Genomic DNA, 16,027 nt, shown 5'->3' with positions numbered 1-16,027 from the left:
AGAACCTAGAACCTAGAACCTAGAACCTAGAACCTAGAACCTAGAACCTACATCTACGGCGAAAGCGGACGATGCTGAGAAATCCCCAACAAAGACAGCTTGGTTTTACCTTGGTCGAGTTAGTCACCACCATCATACTGATTTCGATATTGTCGGTGACCGTGCTGCCGCGCTTTTTTTCCCCTTCATCCTACAGTGCCTATAGTCTGAGAAATGAATTTATGGCCGAGATGCGCAAGGTGCAGCAGAAGGCGATGAATAATACGGATAGATGCTATCGCATTGCGGTATCTGCAAATGGTTTTGAAACAATTCAATTCGATGGCCGTGATAATACGGGGTGTATTGGAACTCAAAGCCCTCTCGATTCACAGGTCTTTCAAGGCGGTGCCAATTTGACGTTAATCTCTAACCATGCAAACAGCTTTAATCTGGATTTTGATAGTTATGGCAGAACATCCTTAGCTTGCAATGGTAACTGCATTGAGGTGATGGCCGATGAAACCTTGCTAATCAATATTTCCAGCGAGGGTTACATTTATGCCAACTAAGTTGCCCCGTAAATCTGAACTAAAAAATCACCTGCAACAGGGTTTTACCCTCATTGAACTGGTTATTGGCATGTTGGTGATTGCAATCGCTGTCGTGATGCTAACGAGTATGCTTTTTCCTCAAGGTGATAGAGCAGTGAAGACCTTACAGCGGGTGCGCAGCGCCGAACTTGCCCATTCGGTAATGAATGAGATTTGGGGTAAGCGATACGATGAAAATACCGGAGCAAGCGGTGGCGTTCCCGCCTGCGACAGCCCATTAGGGGTTCCTTGCTCGGCAGTATTAGGGCCTGAGTCGAGTGAGGGAAGAAACGACTATGACGATATTGATGATTACAATGGCCTCGATGAAAGCTTCACAATGCTCGATTCGAGTCAGACTTATGCAGAGGCTTATCCCAACTATAGGTTGAATGTATCTGTGGCCTATAACCCAGATGTTACCAATACCAAACTGGTGACCATTAGCGTGACGACGCCCGATGCCGAAGTGATTACCTATAATATGGTAAGGAGCAATTATTGATGCCTCTGCCAACTAAGCGATTGATTCAACATTCCCAATTTGGGTTTACCCTAGTTGAGATGGTCACAGTGATGCTGATTTTGGGGATTTTGGTCGTGGGCGTCAGTAGCTTTATTATTTTTGGCACGCGAATATTCGTTGAGTCCAGCTCTGTCGATCAGGTATTGAGTCAAAGTCGCTTTGCCGTTGAGCGCATGACCCGAGATTTACGAGAAGCCTTACCAAGTAGCTTGCGGCTGTCAACGGGGGCTGGATATCAATGTATCGAATTTGTGCCGATTGAGGCGAGTACTACCTATTTCGTTATGCCCATTGCACCAGAGGCTGCCTCCACCTCTGGGCGTGTGATAAGCGATGGTTCGCTTACGATTAGTGCAGGTCAATATACTTGGATATACCCGCTAATTACTGCTGATGTCTATAACGATGCGAGGCAAAAACGCGCATTAATCTCTGGGGTAACGACTATCGCGAATGAGTCAACCATCACCTTTACCAGTATGCGTTTTGCCGAAGCCTCGCCTCGGAGACGGATCTATTTTGGTTCAACTGCGGTAAGCTATTGTTTTGAAGAGGAGGGTGTGAGCAATGGCTTGGCGCTAAAGCGTTATGTAGGTTATGGGTTAATGGTGGATCAGCCCGCACCTGCGGAGATGGGGACGGGAGTGTTGATGGCGCAGAACATTGCCAACAATCTTGTTGATAATGCTGATTTACCGATGATTTTAACCCCATCTACACTGGTTAATAATTCGATGGTGCATTTACAACCTAGATTTAATGTCAATGGCGAGACATTCCAGTATCGACATCAAGTGCAGGTGGCCAATGTTCCTTAAACAAATGCTCAACAGAAAAGCCCGCAAAATCTGCCACAATTCTCCAGCACCTGCGTTGAGGCAAAAACGCTATCAGCAGGGCAGTACCTTAGTGATTGGGATATTCGTCATTACTGTGATGTTTTTACTGGCATCGGCACTAATCAATATCGTCAAGGATGCCGATGAAGGATTAACCCAAGAGGTCTGGGGTACAAGAGCGTTAGCCGCTGCTAATAGTGGTGCCGATGCGGCGTTAGCCCAGCTATTTCCTTTAAATGGTGGAGCGCCCTCCTGCGTAGCCTCCAGCTCGTGGACGCCTCCAGATGTGGTGGGATTTCATGCCTGCATTGTGGATATCAATTGCAACGCTTATTTGGTTGGAACCCTTACCCAGTATCGAATTAACAGTCTAGCGGTATGCGAAAGTGGCGAAATCCGTGTTAGCCGTCAAGTTGAGGTCGAAGCCCGTGGGAATTAGATTGGCATTACGTATTGTTTCATTTTTGCTGGCGGGACTGCTGGTATTGCCTGTTTATGCGGTGTCGATTCAACCTTTTGATCTCAATGTTTTCTTTCCTAAGGTCGCTCAAGGGCATCACGATAATAACAATGATAATTGCCATAAAATCACGGCACCTCAACTTGAAATATATGGGGATGGGATCATCAATGGCACTGGTGGACAGGCGCTAAATTACTGCTCCACTAACAGTGGAAGTCTTTCTACGTCAAGTTGTGATGACGGCTCAGGGGGGAAACGTCGTTGTACTATTACCGGATTCGATCTGCGTGGTTATGATGAACCGAATTTCCTTAACAGTAGTAAAGCAGGGGGAAGCATTACGACCTGTATCCCTAGCGTCATTGGTGCCGATGGAAAAAATCAATTTGATACCCTTGAGTTGTATATAACCTGTACGCTGTCGATGTCACCGACACAAACCGAATATCGTTTTAGTAAGATAAATATTGGTAGTGGAGTGACACTGGTATTAACTGCTGGGGATTATTGGGTCGATTCCTTTACCCTGAATTCTGGTGGCAATATTGTATTACTTGGGAATGTGAGAATATTTACTAAGCAAACCGCCCTTTTTAATGGCGGTAAACTCAATGAAGCACTCACAAATAATGCGCTCATCGTTGCATATGGCAATGTCGAGCTAGATAGTGGGGCATTACTCAATGGTTATGTTTATAGTAATGAAAGGATTAGTATTAATAACGGTTCGACAATAAATGGTCGTGTGACCAGTCGTTACTTATTTATCAGTAGTGGTAGTGTTAATGATCAGCAGCCGGCCGCGCCACTACTCGATCATTTTGAAATTGATTACTCTTCTTCACCATTGACCTGCAAGGCCGAAAGCATGCAGCTACGCGCCTGCACCGATGCTAACTGTAGTTCGCTATATACTGATACCTTTAGTGCTAATTTATCCCCCAATCCGGTGACTAACGGTGGTTGGTATTTGCCTGGCACTACGACATCAACAAGCACAGTGACTTTTGTGAATGGTACTGCGAGTGTCGACCTTCGCCACAATGTGGTGACACCTATTACTGTCAATGTATCGAGCGCAAGTCCTGCCGCAACCTCAGCAACCTTGTGCCGTAGTGGTTCGGGTGCATTGTCGACTGCAGCCTGTACCTTAGCCTTTGCCGAGAGTGGCTTTATTTTCGATGTGCCAGATAAAAGGGCGAATAAATCGACCACAGTGTCAGTGTCTGCGGTGCGAAAATCTGACTCGACGCTAGAATGCGTTCCCGCATTTGCCGATGCGACCAAAAATGTGGGGTTTTGGAGTAGCTATATCTCGCCATCTTCAATACCAAGTGCTTGGCAACAATCACTCACCGTCAGGGATGCGACCGGCACGGCAACAGGGACGAGGATTGGAAAAGACATAGCCGCTAGAACCTTAATTCCACTGAAGTTTACTAATGGCGTGGCATCGATTGAGGTGAATTATCCCGATGCGGGCAAGGTTCAACTCGATGCTCGGTACGATGGCACGGCTGAGGATGCCGGGCTTGTGATGACAGGTTCTGATCAATTTGTCAGCGTACCAGCCGGGCTGTGCGTTAAACCATCTGACATTACTGCTTATTGTCTCAGTGCTGATATGAGTTGCAAGGTATTCCGACAAGCAGGACAACTCTTTGATATGACAGTGCAGGCCGTTGCTTGGCAGTCGGATACCGACAATGATTTCTGCACTGGTAATCTTATCACGCCAAATTTTATTGATACCAATGTGACCCTCGCAAGCCATGTCATTGCGCCAACTACCGCCAATGGCGGTGTTGATGGCGTGCTTGGCAGGACGAGTTACAGTCATGCCTCGGCCAGTGATAATCTCAATACCATCACCAATCAATCCATTAGTGAAGTCGGCGTGTTTCAAATCTCGGCTCTGGCGAGTGCCAATTACTTAGGTGCGCCCAGTAGTTTAGATATTCCGTTAAGTTATTCGGCCAATATCGGCCGTTTTGTTCCTGCGAGTTTTGGGTTAACAGATGCAGCGATAACGCCGGCCTGCAGCAGTGTATTTAGCTACATGGACCAACCTTTTCCTGTGATGATGACACTGAGTGCCTTAAATCTCTTTGGGAATGTGACCCAAAATTACTTTGGGGATTTTGCCCTCGGCACAGCGGTGCTTGTGGCGGAGAATAATGACAATGGGGTCGAACTTTCCTCTCGCCTCAGCGCGTTGTCAATGACCAACGACAGTTGGGTTAAGGGAATTGCTGACATAGATACAACAGTGACCTTCAGTCGAGTGGCACCGGTTGCTGCGACCACTCTCTTTAAAGATGGTCCCTTCGAGGCCCTCGATATTGGTGTGCAATTAGCGGATAACGATCCTTTGCCTAATGGTATTAACTCCACTATCAATTCGCCCGATATGGATGCCGCCACTGCGGGCGCCTGTAGTAGTTGTAATGCTAAGCGGATAAGTACCCAAAAATTGCGCCATGGCCGAGTGGTGATGGATAACACCTATGGCCCAGAGACAGAGCTATTGACCATGCCGAGCCGAGCCGAGTACTGGAATGGTAGCATCTGGACATTAAGCAGCGATGATAGTTGTACCATCGCGGATTATCCTCTGGGATCTCAAGTGGATAATGCTTTACTCGGCTATGCCTTCGATCCAGATCTTATAACAGGTCAGAGTGTTAGTCGCGCTGTTGGGGCTGGCGTCACTCGCTATATCGGCGGTGAACTCACTTTACTTTGGCGTACGAACGCAACATCGGGAACCCTCTATCGTGGTCAGGTGACTGCGCCCTTGGATGTGCCAGAATGGCTGGAATGGTACTGGAATTGGACAGGTACAGAGCCAATCCAGTTATTCGATCCAAGAGCAAGTGCGTTTTTTGGCCGTTACCGCGGTCACGACCGAATTATATATTGGCGTGAGGTCAATTAATCAGCATGATTTTTATGGTCTGAACATCACTTTTTACAGTTAGGTTTTGTCTTTGGATTGAGACTAATTTGTTGTGGAATTGTCGCCATAAATCCCCGTTGTTAGGGCGAACAAATTGTTGTTTAGATGTTATTTATTTGTATGCGGTTCAAAATTTAACTGTTGGAATTTTCATCGATATTGCGGAGATTTCGATTAAATACTGTTTTTTTGAGTTACATTTGAAAAAAAAACACTCCATTAGCGAATGTTAACCTCTATGGTCTTGTGGAATCAGGGTGGCATTGATAAAGTTAGCTGATTTTTCATATCTTCTGATTCCACAGAATACAGGCTAGTTACATGTTCAAAAAGCTACGCGGCGTTTTTTCTAATGATCTATCGATCGACTTAGGTACGGCTAACACATTAATTTATGTTCGTGACGAAGGGATCGTCCTAAATGAGCCCTCGGTCGTTGCAATACGTGGCGAGCGTAGTAGCAACGGTCAGAAGTCTGTAGCTGCGGTTGGTACTGAAGCTAAACAAATGCTGGGGCGTACGCCAGGCAATATCCAAGCCATTCGTCCGATGAAGGACGGTGTGATTGCAGACTTCTATGTGACTGAAAAAATGTTACAGCACTTTATTAAGCAAGTGCATAACAACAGTTTCTTCCGTCCAAGCCCACGCGTATTGGTTTGTGTGCCAGTTGGGGCGACTCAAGTTGAACGTCGTGCTATTCGTGAATCAGCCATGGGCGCTGGCGCCCGTGAAGTGTATTTAATTGAAGAGCCAATGGCGGCTGCAATCGGTGCTGGCTTACCCGTATCTGAAGCAACGGGTTCTATGGTTGTCGACATCGGTGGTGGTACCACTGAAGTGGCAATTATCTCTTTGAATGGTGTGGTTTATTCATCTTCTGTTCGTATTGGTGGCGATAAGTTTGACGACGCTATCATCAACTACGTTCGCCGTAACTACGGCAGCTTGATTGGTGAAGCCACCGCTGAGCGTATCAAGCACACAATCGGTACGGCTTACCCAGGTGATGAAGTGCTCGAAATTGAAGTTCGTGGCCGCAATTTAGCAGAAGGTGTACCACGCAGCTTCACTCTGAACAGCAACGAAATTTTAGAAGCTCTGCAAGAGCCGTTATCGGGCATTGTCAGCGCAGTGATGGTGGCGCTTGAGCAGTCTCCACCAGAGTTAGCCTCAGATATTTCTGAGCGCGGTATGGTGTTAACCGGTGGTGGCGCATTGCTGCGTGATTTAGACCGTCTGTTAATGCAAGAAACGGGTATTCCTGTGATGGTTGCAGACGATCCGCTGACCTGCGTAGCACGCGGCGGTGGTAAAGCCCTTGAAATGATTGATATGCACGGTGGCGATCTGTTCTCCGAAGAAAACTAATCTCACTTCGGTAAAGGGCGGTTAATCGCCGCCCGAGCTTTCCTATGAAGCCAATTTTTGTTCGCGGTATTTCGAACCAATTTCGTTTAACACTGGCAATTATTTTGTCGGTGATTTTGCTCGTGGCTAATCACCGCCTCGAACCTGCCCGTGAATCCCTTGCCTCTGCCCTAAGTCCTGTTCAATACCTCGCGAGTGTGCCGAGTATTATTCTCGATTGGTCCTCTGAGAGTCTGGCAACCCGCAATATGCTTGCGTTGCAAAACAAGGAACTGCTAAGACAACAACTGTTAATGAGTGAGCGTCTACAACGCTTCGAACATCTGCGTCAGGAAAACGAGCGTCTGCGAGCCCTGTTGGGATCGCCCGCCTATCAAGATTCTCGCAAGATGGTGGCCGAAGTCTTAGAGGTGGCGAGCGAGCCTTCCCATCACTATGTGGTGCTGAACCATGGTAGTCGCAGTGGTGTATTTGTTGGTCAACCTGTGGTGGATGCCCAAGGCGTAGTTGGGCAAGTCGTGCAGGTGAGTGAAGTCACCAGCCGAGTGCTATTGCTTTCGGATGTGTCCCACGGTTTACCCGTGCGGATCACCCGTAACGATGTGCGTTTAGTCGCCAATGGCACTGGTGAGCTGGACCAAATTGAGCTGCGCTATGTGGCCAAGAGCACCGATATCAAAGTCGGAGACCTATTGGTGACTTCGGGATTAGGCAACCGCTTTCCCGAAGGTTATCCCGTTGCCCGTGTGATTGAAGTGCAGACCGAAGATGGTCAAAGCTATGCGCGTGTTACGGCGCAGCCTCTAGCTGCTTTGGATCGTATCCGCTATTTATTGTTAATTTGGCCTGCACCTGATTCTGGTGTCACTTTGCCAAATCAAATTCCGGTGCCAGCGGCGGACCATCCTGCCGAATCGAATGAGCTTGAATCGATGGCAACGGAGCCTGCAAATGGAACCGCTAAGCCAAATACCACCGGAAATAACGCACAGGGCACAACTAGCAGTTCTCAAGTGGGTAATGCTCAATCAGGCAGCAGTGCTCAGGGTAATAACCCCGTCAAACCTACTAATACGACAAAACCTGTGAATGCATCAAATGCCGCTAATGCAACTGAAACATCCTCAGCGCCAACCACTCAAAAACCGCCAGTACCAGTAGAGGTGCATCAATGAGTATCCAAGCGGCCAATGGTAGACTTTTAGTGTGGCTGACTCTGTTTGTTGGTTTGATAAGCCAAATCATGCCATTACCGAGTGTTATTGAGGCTTGGCGCCCCGATTGGTTATTGATGATTTTGATTTATTGGTCGATTGCCTTACCGCACCGATATAACATCCTTACCGCGTGGTTGATGGGGTTGGCGCTGGATATCCTACTTGGTTCGACCTTAGGTATTCGCTCTCTGGCCATGTCATTAGTGATTTACATGGCGGTGTTACATTGCCAGCGCCTGCGTAACTTTCCACAATGGCAACAGGCCCTTGTCGTGATGTCATTAATATGTACTTACCATCTAATTGTATATTGGGTGCAATTTGTGATGGAAGGCAGCAAGTTCGATCTGGACCTGTTTTTACCCGCTGTGTCTGGCTTGGTATTCTGGCCTTGGATTTTTTGGATATTACGTCGGCTTCGACGCCATTATAAGGTGCGTTAATCGTGAGTTTAGTTTTAGCCTCTACTTCTCCACGCCGTAAAGAATTGTTGGGTAATATCGGCTTTGGTCGGAGCGATTTTCAGTTTGAAATCGTGGCTCCCGATATCGATGAAACGCCATATATCGATGAACAGCCGAGGGATTATGTCCAGCGTTTAGCGGCGCAAAAGGCACAGGCGGGGCTTGCAATATGCACTCAGATAGCCGAGCCTTCGGTACTAGGTTCAGATACTATTGTTGTGCTTGAAAATCACATATTGGGTAAACCCGCAGATGAAGCGGACGCAAAACGCATATTAACAGCGCTTTCTGGCAAGACGCATACCGTGATGACTGCGGTAGCACTGGCAAATCGAGACCACACCGAAGTGCGTTTGGTCGAAACTCAGGTGCGCTTTTGTGCACTAACCGATACCGATATCGATGCTTATATCGCGACAAAGGAGCCTATGGATAAGGCGGGCGGATATGGTATCCAAGGACTGGGTGGCTGTTTTGTTAAGGCGATTGATGGTAGTTATTCCAGCGTGGTCGGCCTGCCTTTGGTCGAGACCCGAGAGTTACTCGTGGCGGCTGGTATACTCTAACGAGGCAAAAATTTAGCAGCGTTTGTTGTCGGTTTCAGGCTTAAACAGGTTTTGAGATTAATTTAATTTCCCGAATGGGGTGAGTCGTGAATACCGGTCGCTTAAATCCAAATAAAGTACAGCGCAAGATGGGATCAGAGTTACTGATCAACGTCACCCCATCGGAGGCGCGCGTGGCCTTGGTAGAACACGGCGTGCTGCAGGAAGTTCATATCGAGCGACGAATGAAGCGTGGCTTAGTCGGCAATATTTACAAGGGCAAAATCAGCCGTGTTCTCCCCGGCATGCAGGCGGCCTTCGTGGATATTGGTCTCGATAAAGCTGCATTTCTCCATGCATCCGATATAGTGCCCCACACCGAATGTGTGGCCGAGGTCGAAAAGGGTAATTTCGTCGTCCGTGATATCGCCGAGCTGGTGCGTCAGGGGCAGGATATTATGGTTCAAGTGGTTAAGGATCCCTTAGGCACAAAGGGTGCCCGCTTAACTACGGATATCACCTTACCTTCCCGCTATTTAGTCTTTATGCCTGGTTCAGGCCATGTTGGGGTGTCCCAGCGGATTGAGCTTGAGGAAGAGCGCAATCGCCTGAAGAAAATTACCCTTCCTTATGTTGATGACGACGGTGGTTTTATTATTCGCACCGCCGCCGAAGGTGTGGGTGAAGATGAGCTATCCCAAGATGCGGCCTTTCTGCGCCGTGTTTGGTCTAAGGTCTGCGAGCGCCGCCAACGCAAGGGTGTTGCGCTGTTATATCAAGATCTTGCCTTGCCAGTCCGAATAGTGCGTGACTTTGTTGGTACCGAATTAGACTGTATCCAGGTCGATTCGCGCCGCACCTTCGATGAGTTGCAATCCTTCGCGCAGGAATTTATGCCCGAAATTGCTGAGAAGATTGAACACTATAGTGGCCCCTCGCCAATTTTTGACCTCTACGATGTTGAGAATGAAATCCAACGTGCTCTTGGGCGTAAGGTGGAACTTAAGTCTGGTGGTTATCTGATCATCGATCAGACCGAAGCCATGACCACCATTGACATCAATACTGGCGCCTTTGTGGGACACCGTAATCTCGAAGAGACCATATTCAATACCAACCTTGAGGCGACCCAGGCGATTGCCCGTCAGCTCAGATTGCGTAATTTGGGCGGGATCATCATTATCGACTTTATCGATATGCTCTCCGCCGACCATAAAACCCGTGTGCTCAATAGCTTAAACAGTGCCCTCTCGAAGGATAGGGTCAAGACTAATGTCAGTGGCTTCTCAGGCCTTGGTTTAGTGGAAATGACTCGTAAGCGTACTCGCGAGAGTCTAGAGCATGTGGTTTGCAGTGAATGCCCTGCTTGCCAAGGTACTGGAAGTATGAAAACCGTTGAGACGGTTTCCTACGAAATCTTTAGGGAAATCATTCGTCTTAACCGTACCTACGCTGCCGATGAATTCTTACTTTATTGCTCGCCAGCGGTGTATACCAGCCTAAGCGGTGATGAAAGCCATTTGGTTGCCGAGCTTGAGGTTTACATTGGTAAGCGTATTCGCCTGCAAAATGAGCCCATGTACACACAGCACAAATACGACGTGGTGATGATGTAGTGGCAACGCCTTTTACAGCCCGAAAACTGAGTCGTGTCTGCTGGCAATTGCTGGCCGTGGTTCTGGTATTATTTGCCCTAACGGTCAGCCTGATCCGTGGCCTGCTGCCGCAGGTCGATGAGATCCGGCATCAGGTTGTCGAGTATGTTAAAAGCGAATACCACATCGAGGTGAAAGTCGGTGGATTGTCTGCCCAATGGCAGGCCTTTGGTCCCGCACTCAGCATTGATAATCTGATTATCCCGCCCCAGGAAAAAATCCCTGTCACAGTGCTCGTGAAGCGAGTTCAAATCAAATTGGACTTCTGGCAATCACTGCTTACGACCAGTGCCCGCATCGAGAATGTCAACTTCGACGGTGTCCGTATGGCGCTGGATATAGATAAGCTCTCAGCCGTTGAATCGACGGCGCCCGACACCACTCAGGCGAGTGCCAAGCCTTCCCAAACCGATTGGTTATACCGTTTGCTGCTCAAGCAGCTGGCGCAGTTCTCCCTGACCAATGCCTCGCTACAGTTACTGAGTCAGCAGCATGACTATCCGCCCATCCTTATTCGCCACCTCAATTGGCGTAATAGTGGTGATAGCCATAGGGGCGCGGGGGAGCTGTTCCTCGATGATAAGGCGTCTGAGCATGAATCCTTAGGATTACAGCTCGATATTAAAGGTGATGGTGCTAACCCTGATAGTTTGACGGGGCAAATCTATTTAGTCGCCCAATCCCTCGATTTAGGCGAATGGTCTTCGCGCCAACCTAATCCCTACGATCCCACCCAAAAACTGCCGCTTGAAGGAGTCGTAAATCTTAAGGCGTGGTTTGATGTTGCTCACCGTAGTTTAAGTGCGGGTTTAGTGCAATTTGAGCCCAGCTGGTTGCAGTGGGCGATGGAAGGGGAGCCGCAAACGTTCGAAGTGAATGCTGGTAGCATTGCTTGGTCGCCGAGCGCTAAGGGCTGGCAAGTCACAAGCACGGGACTGGATTTTAAGACCAATGGTGTGCCTTGGCCGCAACTGAACCTTGCCGTTAAGCAGCAAGATAAAGCGCTATTTGGTTATTTAAGTCAGCTCGATTTACAGCTGCTTTCTCCGCTGTTGCCGCTTTTCCCTGGCGTGGATTTGGCCGTGCTTAAGCAGTGGTTTCTCCATGACCCTCAAGGGTTAGTCGGGCCTATACGAGTCTATCAAACTGCGGATAAGCCACTGATTGCCAATACTTCTGTGAAACAATTGCGTTGGCAGGCAGGGAATAGTTTGCCGACCACTAATCCTCTGGATGTATCACTGCAGTGGCAGGATAGGAGCTTAGTATTTTCCCTGCCTGCACAGGATTACATTATGGATTTTCATGGTCAATTTTCGGCGCCATTGACGCTGCAAGGCGAGCCAATGAAGGGGGAGTTTAACACGCTGACGCAATCGTTATTTGTGCCGCGCATCCAATTAGAAAATGAGGATGTGGCATTGGATGCAGGCTTAAAACTGGATTTCAGTGGCGAAGCGGCAATGTCACTTAGCGCCGATGTGATAGTGAAAAATGCCGCCAACGCTGACCGATATTTCCCGACTAAAGCCATGGGACAAGATCTCGTTGATTATCTCGATGGCGCAATTAAGGCGGGTAATAGCCAAAACGCCAAAGTCTTATGGCAAGGCCCTTTTAGTCATTTTCCCTTTCACGATAACAGCGGCGTGTTTCAGGCAGCCTTCAGCCTAGAAAATGCCGAATACCAGTTCCAACCGGATTGGCCCGCCATTACTGACCTGTCGCTCGATGCCCTATTTGAAAATGCCCGTATGGATATTTGGGTCGATAAGGGTATGTTGATGGATGTGGTTGCCGATGGCGCCCATGTATTTATTCCCGAATTAAGTGAAAAATCTCTGTTAAAAGTAGAGGCCGAATTAGCCACCACAGGTCCTGCGGCAACTAAGGTGCTACAAGCCTCTCCTCTGGCGGATACCGTAGGTGAAACCCTCAAGGTTGTTGAGGTGCAAGGCGCGGTGACCGGACGCTTGGATTTAAGCATTCCACTCTATGAAGGGGCGGCTGAGGATATCCGCGGCCAAGTCAATTTTGATAAAACCCCGGTTGCCATCACTAAACCAGGATTACAACTCGATGCTGTCACAGGCTCAGTGACCTTTGCAAATCAACTGATTGAAGGCAAAGGCATTAAGGCCAGATTGTTCAATCAGCCGTTGGATTTTAGCTTCAATACTAAGCCATCAAATCAAGGGCTTGGGCTTAACGTCAAGATGAAGAGTCGCTGGGATCTCAGTCGTTTACCAGAAGAGCTTAACAACCCACTTCAGGATTTCTATCAGGGCAAGCTCGCCTGGGCGGGGGATTTGGCCATGTTATTCAACGAACAGGGTTACCAAATTCAGGCCAAGGCCGGCTCCGATCTCGTGGGTACTCAGCTGATGCTACCGGGGGCTTTTGCGAAACCCTTGGATGAGCCGCGTCCCTTAAATGCCGAGTTTACGGGTGATCAGGCAAGCTCGCAGCTTAAGGTAAAATTAGATAATCTGGGAGAATTTATTGCCGGTATTGATGCCGAAAAGGGCGGCCATTTCGACTATTACGATCTACTTTTAGGCCGACTCTTTACAGAGAGCGATGTGCCTAATACAACGCTAGGTCATATTCAGCTCGAGATGACTAGCGCCAAATTAGCCAACTGGTTACCTGTGATTAATGCCTTTATCGACAGTGCTGCTAGCGAGGTGCCAAGTGGCATTCTTATTTATGAGGAAGATGTTCATGGGGCAGAGGCCAATGAGCCTAGCTTAAATGCTGCTCCATCTGTTGACGGCAATGCAACGACTGTGATGTCTGATATCCCTAATCCAAATGTTGCAATCCCCGATAACAGCATCACGCAAAAGGGTGCCGGAAACGCTGAATCTTCAGAAAATATCACTGCTGGCGATGAAGCCACAGCCATCGCTGCCAGTCAGAATCCTGCCGAGGTGTTAAAGCAAGCCCAAGTCACGCAGCAGGGGTTCTTTCCCAAACTTTCGTCTATCGATGCCACAATTGGCAAGTTTGATTTGTTGAGTCAGGGACTCACCGAATTAACCCTCAAGGGGATGCCAACCGAGCAAGGGTGGCGCTTTAATGCCACAGCGAGTGAGTTTGAAGGCACGGTCGATTTCTTCCCCGATTGGATGACGCAAGGGCTTAAAGTCACGGCCAGCAGATTTTATTTCTCTCCCGAGGTGAAAGATGAGGGCAAGGCCGAATTCGGTGCAGATCAAGTGCTAACTAATCTGCCACCGGTGGCGGTGAATGTGGATGATTTTCGCTTCTTCGATAAGCCCTTTGGTAGTCTTGTCTTACAGGCGAGCCCTCAGGCGGCAGGATATCGTATTCAAACACTGTCTTTGACCACGCCAGATGTGTCCTTGCAGGGTAATGGAATTTGGCACCAGCAAGATGGCCAAAACCAAACTGAGCTCAGTGTGAGTATGACTGCGACACAGTTTAATCATCTGAGCGAGCAACTTGGTATCGATCCAGGCGTAAATGAAGCGCCACTGAAGATCAATGCCGAATTGGCTTGGGCTGGCGCACCCTATGCGTTTGCGCTTGAAAGCTTAAACGGCAAAGTAAAATTTGAAATGGGTAAGGGGCATCTCTCCCAAGTGAGCGATAAAGGCGCGCGGATTTTCTCCTTGTTCAGCCTCGACTCCCTCGTGCGTAAGTTGTCTCTCGATTTTAGCGATGTGTTTGGTCAGGGGATGTACTTCAACTCCTTTAACGGTAATCTGCAGGTTGATAACGGGGTTGTTAAAACCACAGATACCGAAATGGATGCCATTGCTGGCAATATGAAGGTGCGCGGATTCACAGATTTAACCAGCGAGAGCCTCAATTACGATATTCGCTTTGTTCCCCAGTTGGCGTCCAGCGTGCCAACCGTAGTGCTTATCAGTACCAGCGCTTGGACATTGGGTATCGGCGCCTTTGCCCTGACTAAAGTACTCGAGCCTGTGATTGAGGTCATCTCCGAAATTCGCTTTAGGGTGACGGGCACTATGTCCGATCCTGTGGTTGAGGAGCTTGAACGTAAGAGCAAAGAGATTGAAATCCCTGAATCAATTTTACCGATTGTCAAAGGTACAGATTTAGTCGTGCCGACCGAAGAGGTGGCGCCGAATACTGATCCCAAGGCAAAATCAGGTAAACCACAGTCACAAGTAAGTGGTCAATCGAAACTTAAGCCTGACGCAAAGTTGGACGTTAAACCAAATCCGATTCAAAGTGATTCACCAACAGCTACGCCAGTAACGGATGTAGTTTCTGATGCACCTGTTCCCGAGATAATAGACTCTACCATTGAAGAAGAGCGGGGGAATGTGGAAACTCAAGACAAGGCTGACCAAGGGGAGAAGTCATTCTTCACTGAGTCGATAACAGCAGAAGAGTCGTCTACGACGCAGGGGCTGGAGTCCACCACGCCAGAAATTGAAACACGTACACCCCAAGTTGAGCGCGAGCCGAGCCAAATCCTAATCAAGCCTGCTAACGATGAGTCGATTAACCCATCTCAGGGAGAGAGCAATGAACATCAGCCTACTGCAATGTCAGAGCAGTCGCGACGTCAGCGCGAATCTGCTGTTTATCGAATCGCAGCTTGAAGAGCTCAACCTGCTTCGGAGTAGCTGGGGTGAGTTAAGGCCGCATTTGGTGGTGCTTCCCGAGTGCAGTTTGCTCTTCGGTGGGCATGAGAGTGCGCAACTTGCCTATGCGGGGGATGTGAATCAAAGCCCGCTGAAAACCGCATTAAGCGCGCTCGCCGCCAAATTTAACGTTTATTTGCTTGCTGGGACGATTCCCGCGCTTGCTGACGATGGACGGGTTTACAGCCGCAGTTATCTGTTTAATGATAGGGGCGAGACGTTAGGTTATTACGATAAACTGCATCTGTTTGATGTGGATGTGAGTGATGGCACTAAGCAGTACCGTGAGAGTGAAACCTTCTGTCCTGGGGATCATATCAGTGTTATCGACACACCCTTTGGCAAGATAGGTTTAACCGTTTGTTATGACTTGCGCTTTCCCGATTTATTTCGAGCGCTGCGCCTTGCGGGAGCTGAGATCATTGCGGTGCCTGCGGCCTTTACTAAGGTCACGGGTGAAGCGCACTGGCAGATATTATTGCAGGCCAGAGCGATTGAAACCCAATGCGTGATTGTCGCTGCTGCCCAGTGGGGCGCCCACAATGAGGGTTGCCGTGAAACTTGGGGGCAGAGTCTGGTTATTGGCCCTTGGGGCGATATTATCGCCGAACGTAAGACAGGCACAGGCTGGGTACATGCGGACATTGATTTGGCCAAGTTACAGAGCATTCGCCTCCAAATGCCAGTAGTGCAGCATAACCGTTTTACTGAGCCGAGTCTTAGGCTTGGTAATAAGTAACCCGAGCCTTAAGCTTGGCTAATGAGTAAGC

12 protein-coding genes are annotated in these 16,027 nt (G+C 48.6%); all 12 read left to right on the top strand.

The annotated features are described in order from the left end of the window. Nucleotides 1–71 precede the first annotated feature (71 nt). The 12 genes from K0H61_RS15435 (at nt 72) to K0H61_RS15380 (ending at nt 15,996) form a co-directional block, all read left to right on the top strand. Entirely contained in the window at nt 72–551 is a 480-nt protein-coding gene (locus K0H61_RS15435) for a pilus assembly FimT family protein (protein ID WP_220050362.1), read from the top strand. After that, entirely contained in the window at nt 541–1,077 is a 537-nt protein-coding gene (locus tag K0H61_RS15430; protein WP_220050361.1) for a type II secretion system protein, read from the top strand. The genes K0H61_RS15435 and K0H61_RS15430 overlap by 11 nt, the downstream gene beginning before the upstream one ends. Continuing rightward, entirely contained in the window at nt 1,077–1,916 is an 840-nt protein-coding gene (locus tag K0H61_RS15425; protein ID WP_220050360.1) for a PilW family protein, read from the top strand. Before K0H61_RS15430 ends, K0H61_RS15425 begins: the two co-directional genes overlap by 1 nt. Further along, nucleotides 1,906–2,376, top strand: coding sequence for an MSHA biogenesis protein MshP (locus K0H61_RS15420; RefSeq protein WP_258405964.1), 471 nt, complete (start codon nt 1,906–1,908; stop codon nt 2,374–2,376). The genes K0H61_RS15425 and K0H61_RS15420 overlap by 11 nt, the downstream gene beginning before the upstream one ends. A 1-nt stretch (nt 2,377) precedes the next feature. Continuing rightward, nucleotides 2,378–5,338, top strand: a complete 2,961-nt coding sequence (locus K0H61_RS15415; protein ID WP_258405963.1) for a DUF6701 domain-containing protein — start codon at nt 2,378–2,380, stop codon at nt 5,336–5,338. A 342-nt stretch (nt 5,339–5,680) separates the two neighbouring features. Next, the gene (locus tag K0H61_RS15410; protein ID WP_220050358.1) at nt 5,681–6,730 is read left to right on the top strand and encodes a rod shape-determining protein; all 1,050 of its coding nucleotides are present in this window, start codon (nt 5,681–5,683) and stop codon (nt 6,728–6,730) included. A 44-nt stretch (nt 6,731–6,774) separates the two neighbouring features. Continuing rightward, nucleotides 6,775–7,905, top strand: a complete 1,131-nt coding sequence (gene mreC / locus K0H61_RS15405; protein ID WP_434086593.1) for a rod shape-determining protein MreC — start codon at nt 6,775–6,777, stop codon at nt 7,903–7,905. Beyond that, complete coding sequence (gene mreD, locus K0H61_RS15400) at nt 7,902–8,390, top strand: rod shape-determining protein MreD (protein WP_220050357.1); 489 nt, start codon at nt 7,902–7,904, stop codon at nt 8,388–8,390. Before mreC ends, mreD begins: the two co-directional genes overlap by 4 nt. A gap of 2 nt (nt 8,391–8,392) precedes the next feature. Then, entirely contained in the window at nt 8,393–8,977 is a 585-nt protein-coding gene (locus tag K0H61_RS15395; RefSeq protein WP_286670283.1) for a Maf family protein, read from the top strand. A 128-nt stretch (nt 8,978–9,105) separates the two neighbouring features. Continuing rightward, nucleotides 9,106–10,572, top strand: coding sequence for a ribonuclease G (rng, locus tag K0H61_RS15390; protein ID WP_220052762.1), 1,467 nt, complete (start codon nt 9,106–9,108; stop codon nt 10,570–10,572). Next, nucleotides 10,572–15,215, top strand: a complete 4,644-nt coding sequence (locus K0H61_RS15385; RefSeq protein WP_220050356.1) for a YhdP family protein — start codon at nt 10,572–10,574, stop codon at nt 15,213–15,215. The genes rng and K0H61_RS15385 overlap by 1 nt, the downstream gene beginning before the upstream one ends. Next, nucleotides 15,139–15,996 carry a carbon-nitrogen hydrolase family protein gene (locus K0H61_RS15380; RefSeq protein WP_220050355.1) on the top strand — a complete coding sequence of 286 codons (858 nt, stop codon included), beginning with the start codon at nt 15,139–15,141 and terminating at the stop codon, nt 15,994–15,996. The genes K0H61_RS15385 and K0H61_RS15380 overlap by 77 nt, the downstream gene beginning before the upstream one ends. The last annotated feature ends 31 nt before the right edge of the window (nt 15,997–16,027 follow it).

The organism is Shewanella acanthi (assembly GCF_019457475.1).
GTDB classification, from domain to species: Bacteria; Pseudomonadota; Gammaproteobacteria; order Enterobacterales; family Shewanellaceae; genus Shewanella; species Shewanella acanthi.
The sequence above is the reverse complement of the archived record's forward strand: the minus strand, read 5'-3'. Positions and strand labels throughout refer to the sequence as shown.

What these genes read in the sequence shown, in the direction of transcription:
- rng (WP_220052762.1), top strand. Translation starts at nt 9,106, where the DNA reads ATGGGATCAGAGTTACTGATCAACGTCACCCCATCGGAGGCGCGCGTG.
- K0H61_RS15435 (WP_220050362.1), top strand. Translation starts at nt 72, where the DNA reads ATGCTGAGAAATCCCCAACAAAGACAGCTTGGTTTTACCTTGGTCGAG.
- K0H61_RS15425 (WP_220050360.1), top strand. Translation starts at nt 1,077, where the DNA reads ATGCCTCTGCCAACTAAGCGATTGATTCAACATTCCCAATTTGGGTTT.
- K0H61_RS15430 (WP_220050361.1), top strand. Translation starts at nt 541, where the DNA reads ATGCCAACTAAGTTGCCCCGTAAATCTGAACTAAAAAATCACCTGCAA.
- K0H61_RS15380 (WP_220050355.1), top strand. Translation starts at nt 15,139, where the DNA reads ATGAACATCAGCCTACTGCAATGTCAGAGCAGTCGCGACGTCAGCGCG.
- mreC (WP_434086593.1), top strand. Translation starts at nt 6,775, where the DNA reads ATGAAGCCAATTTTTGTTCGCGGTATTTCGAACCAATTTCGTTTAACA.
- mreD (WP_220050357.1), top strand. Translation starts at nt 7,902, where the DNA reads ATGAGTATCCAAGCGGCCAATGGTAGACTTTTAGTGTGGCTGACTCTG.
- K0H61_RS15420 (WP_258405964.1), top strand. Translation starts at nt 1,906, where the DNA reads ATGTTCCTTAAACAAATGCTCAACAGAAAAGCCCGCAAAATCTGCCAC.
- K0H61_RS15410 (WP_220050358.1), top strand. Translation starts at nt 5,681, where the DNA reads ATGTTCAAAAAGCTACGCGGCGTTTTTTCTAATGATCTATCGATCGAC.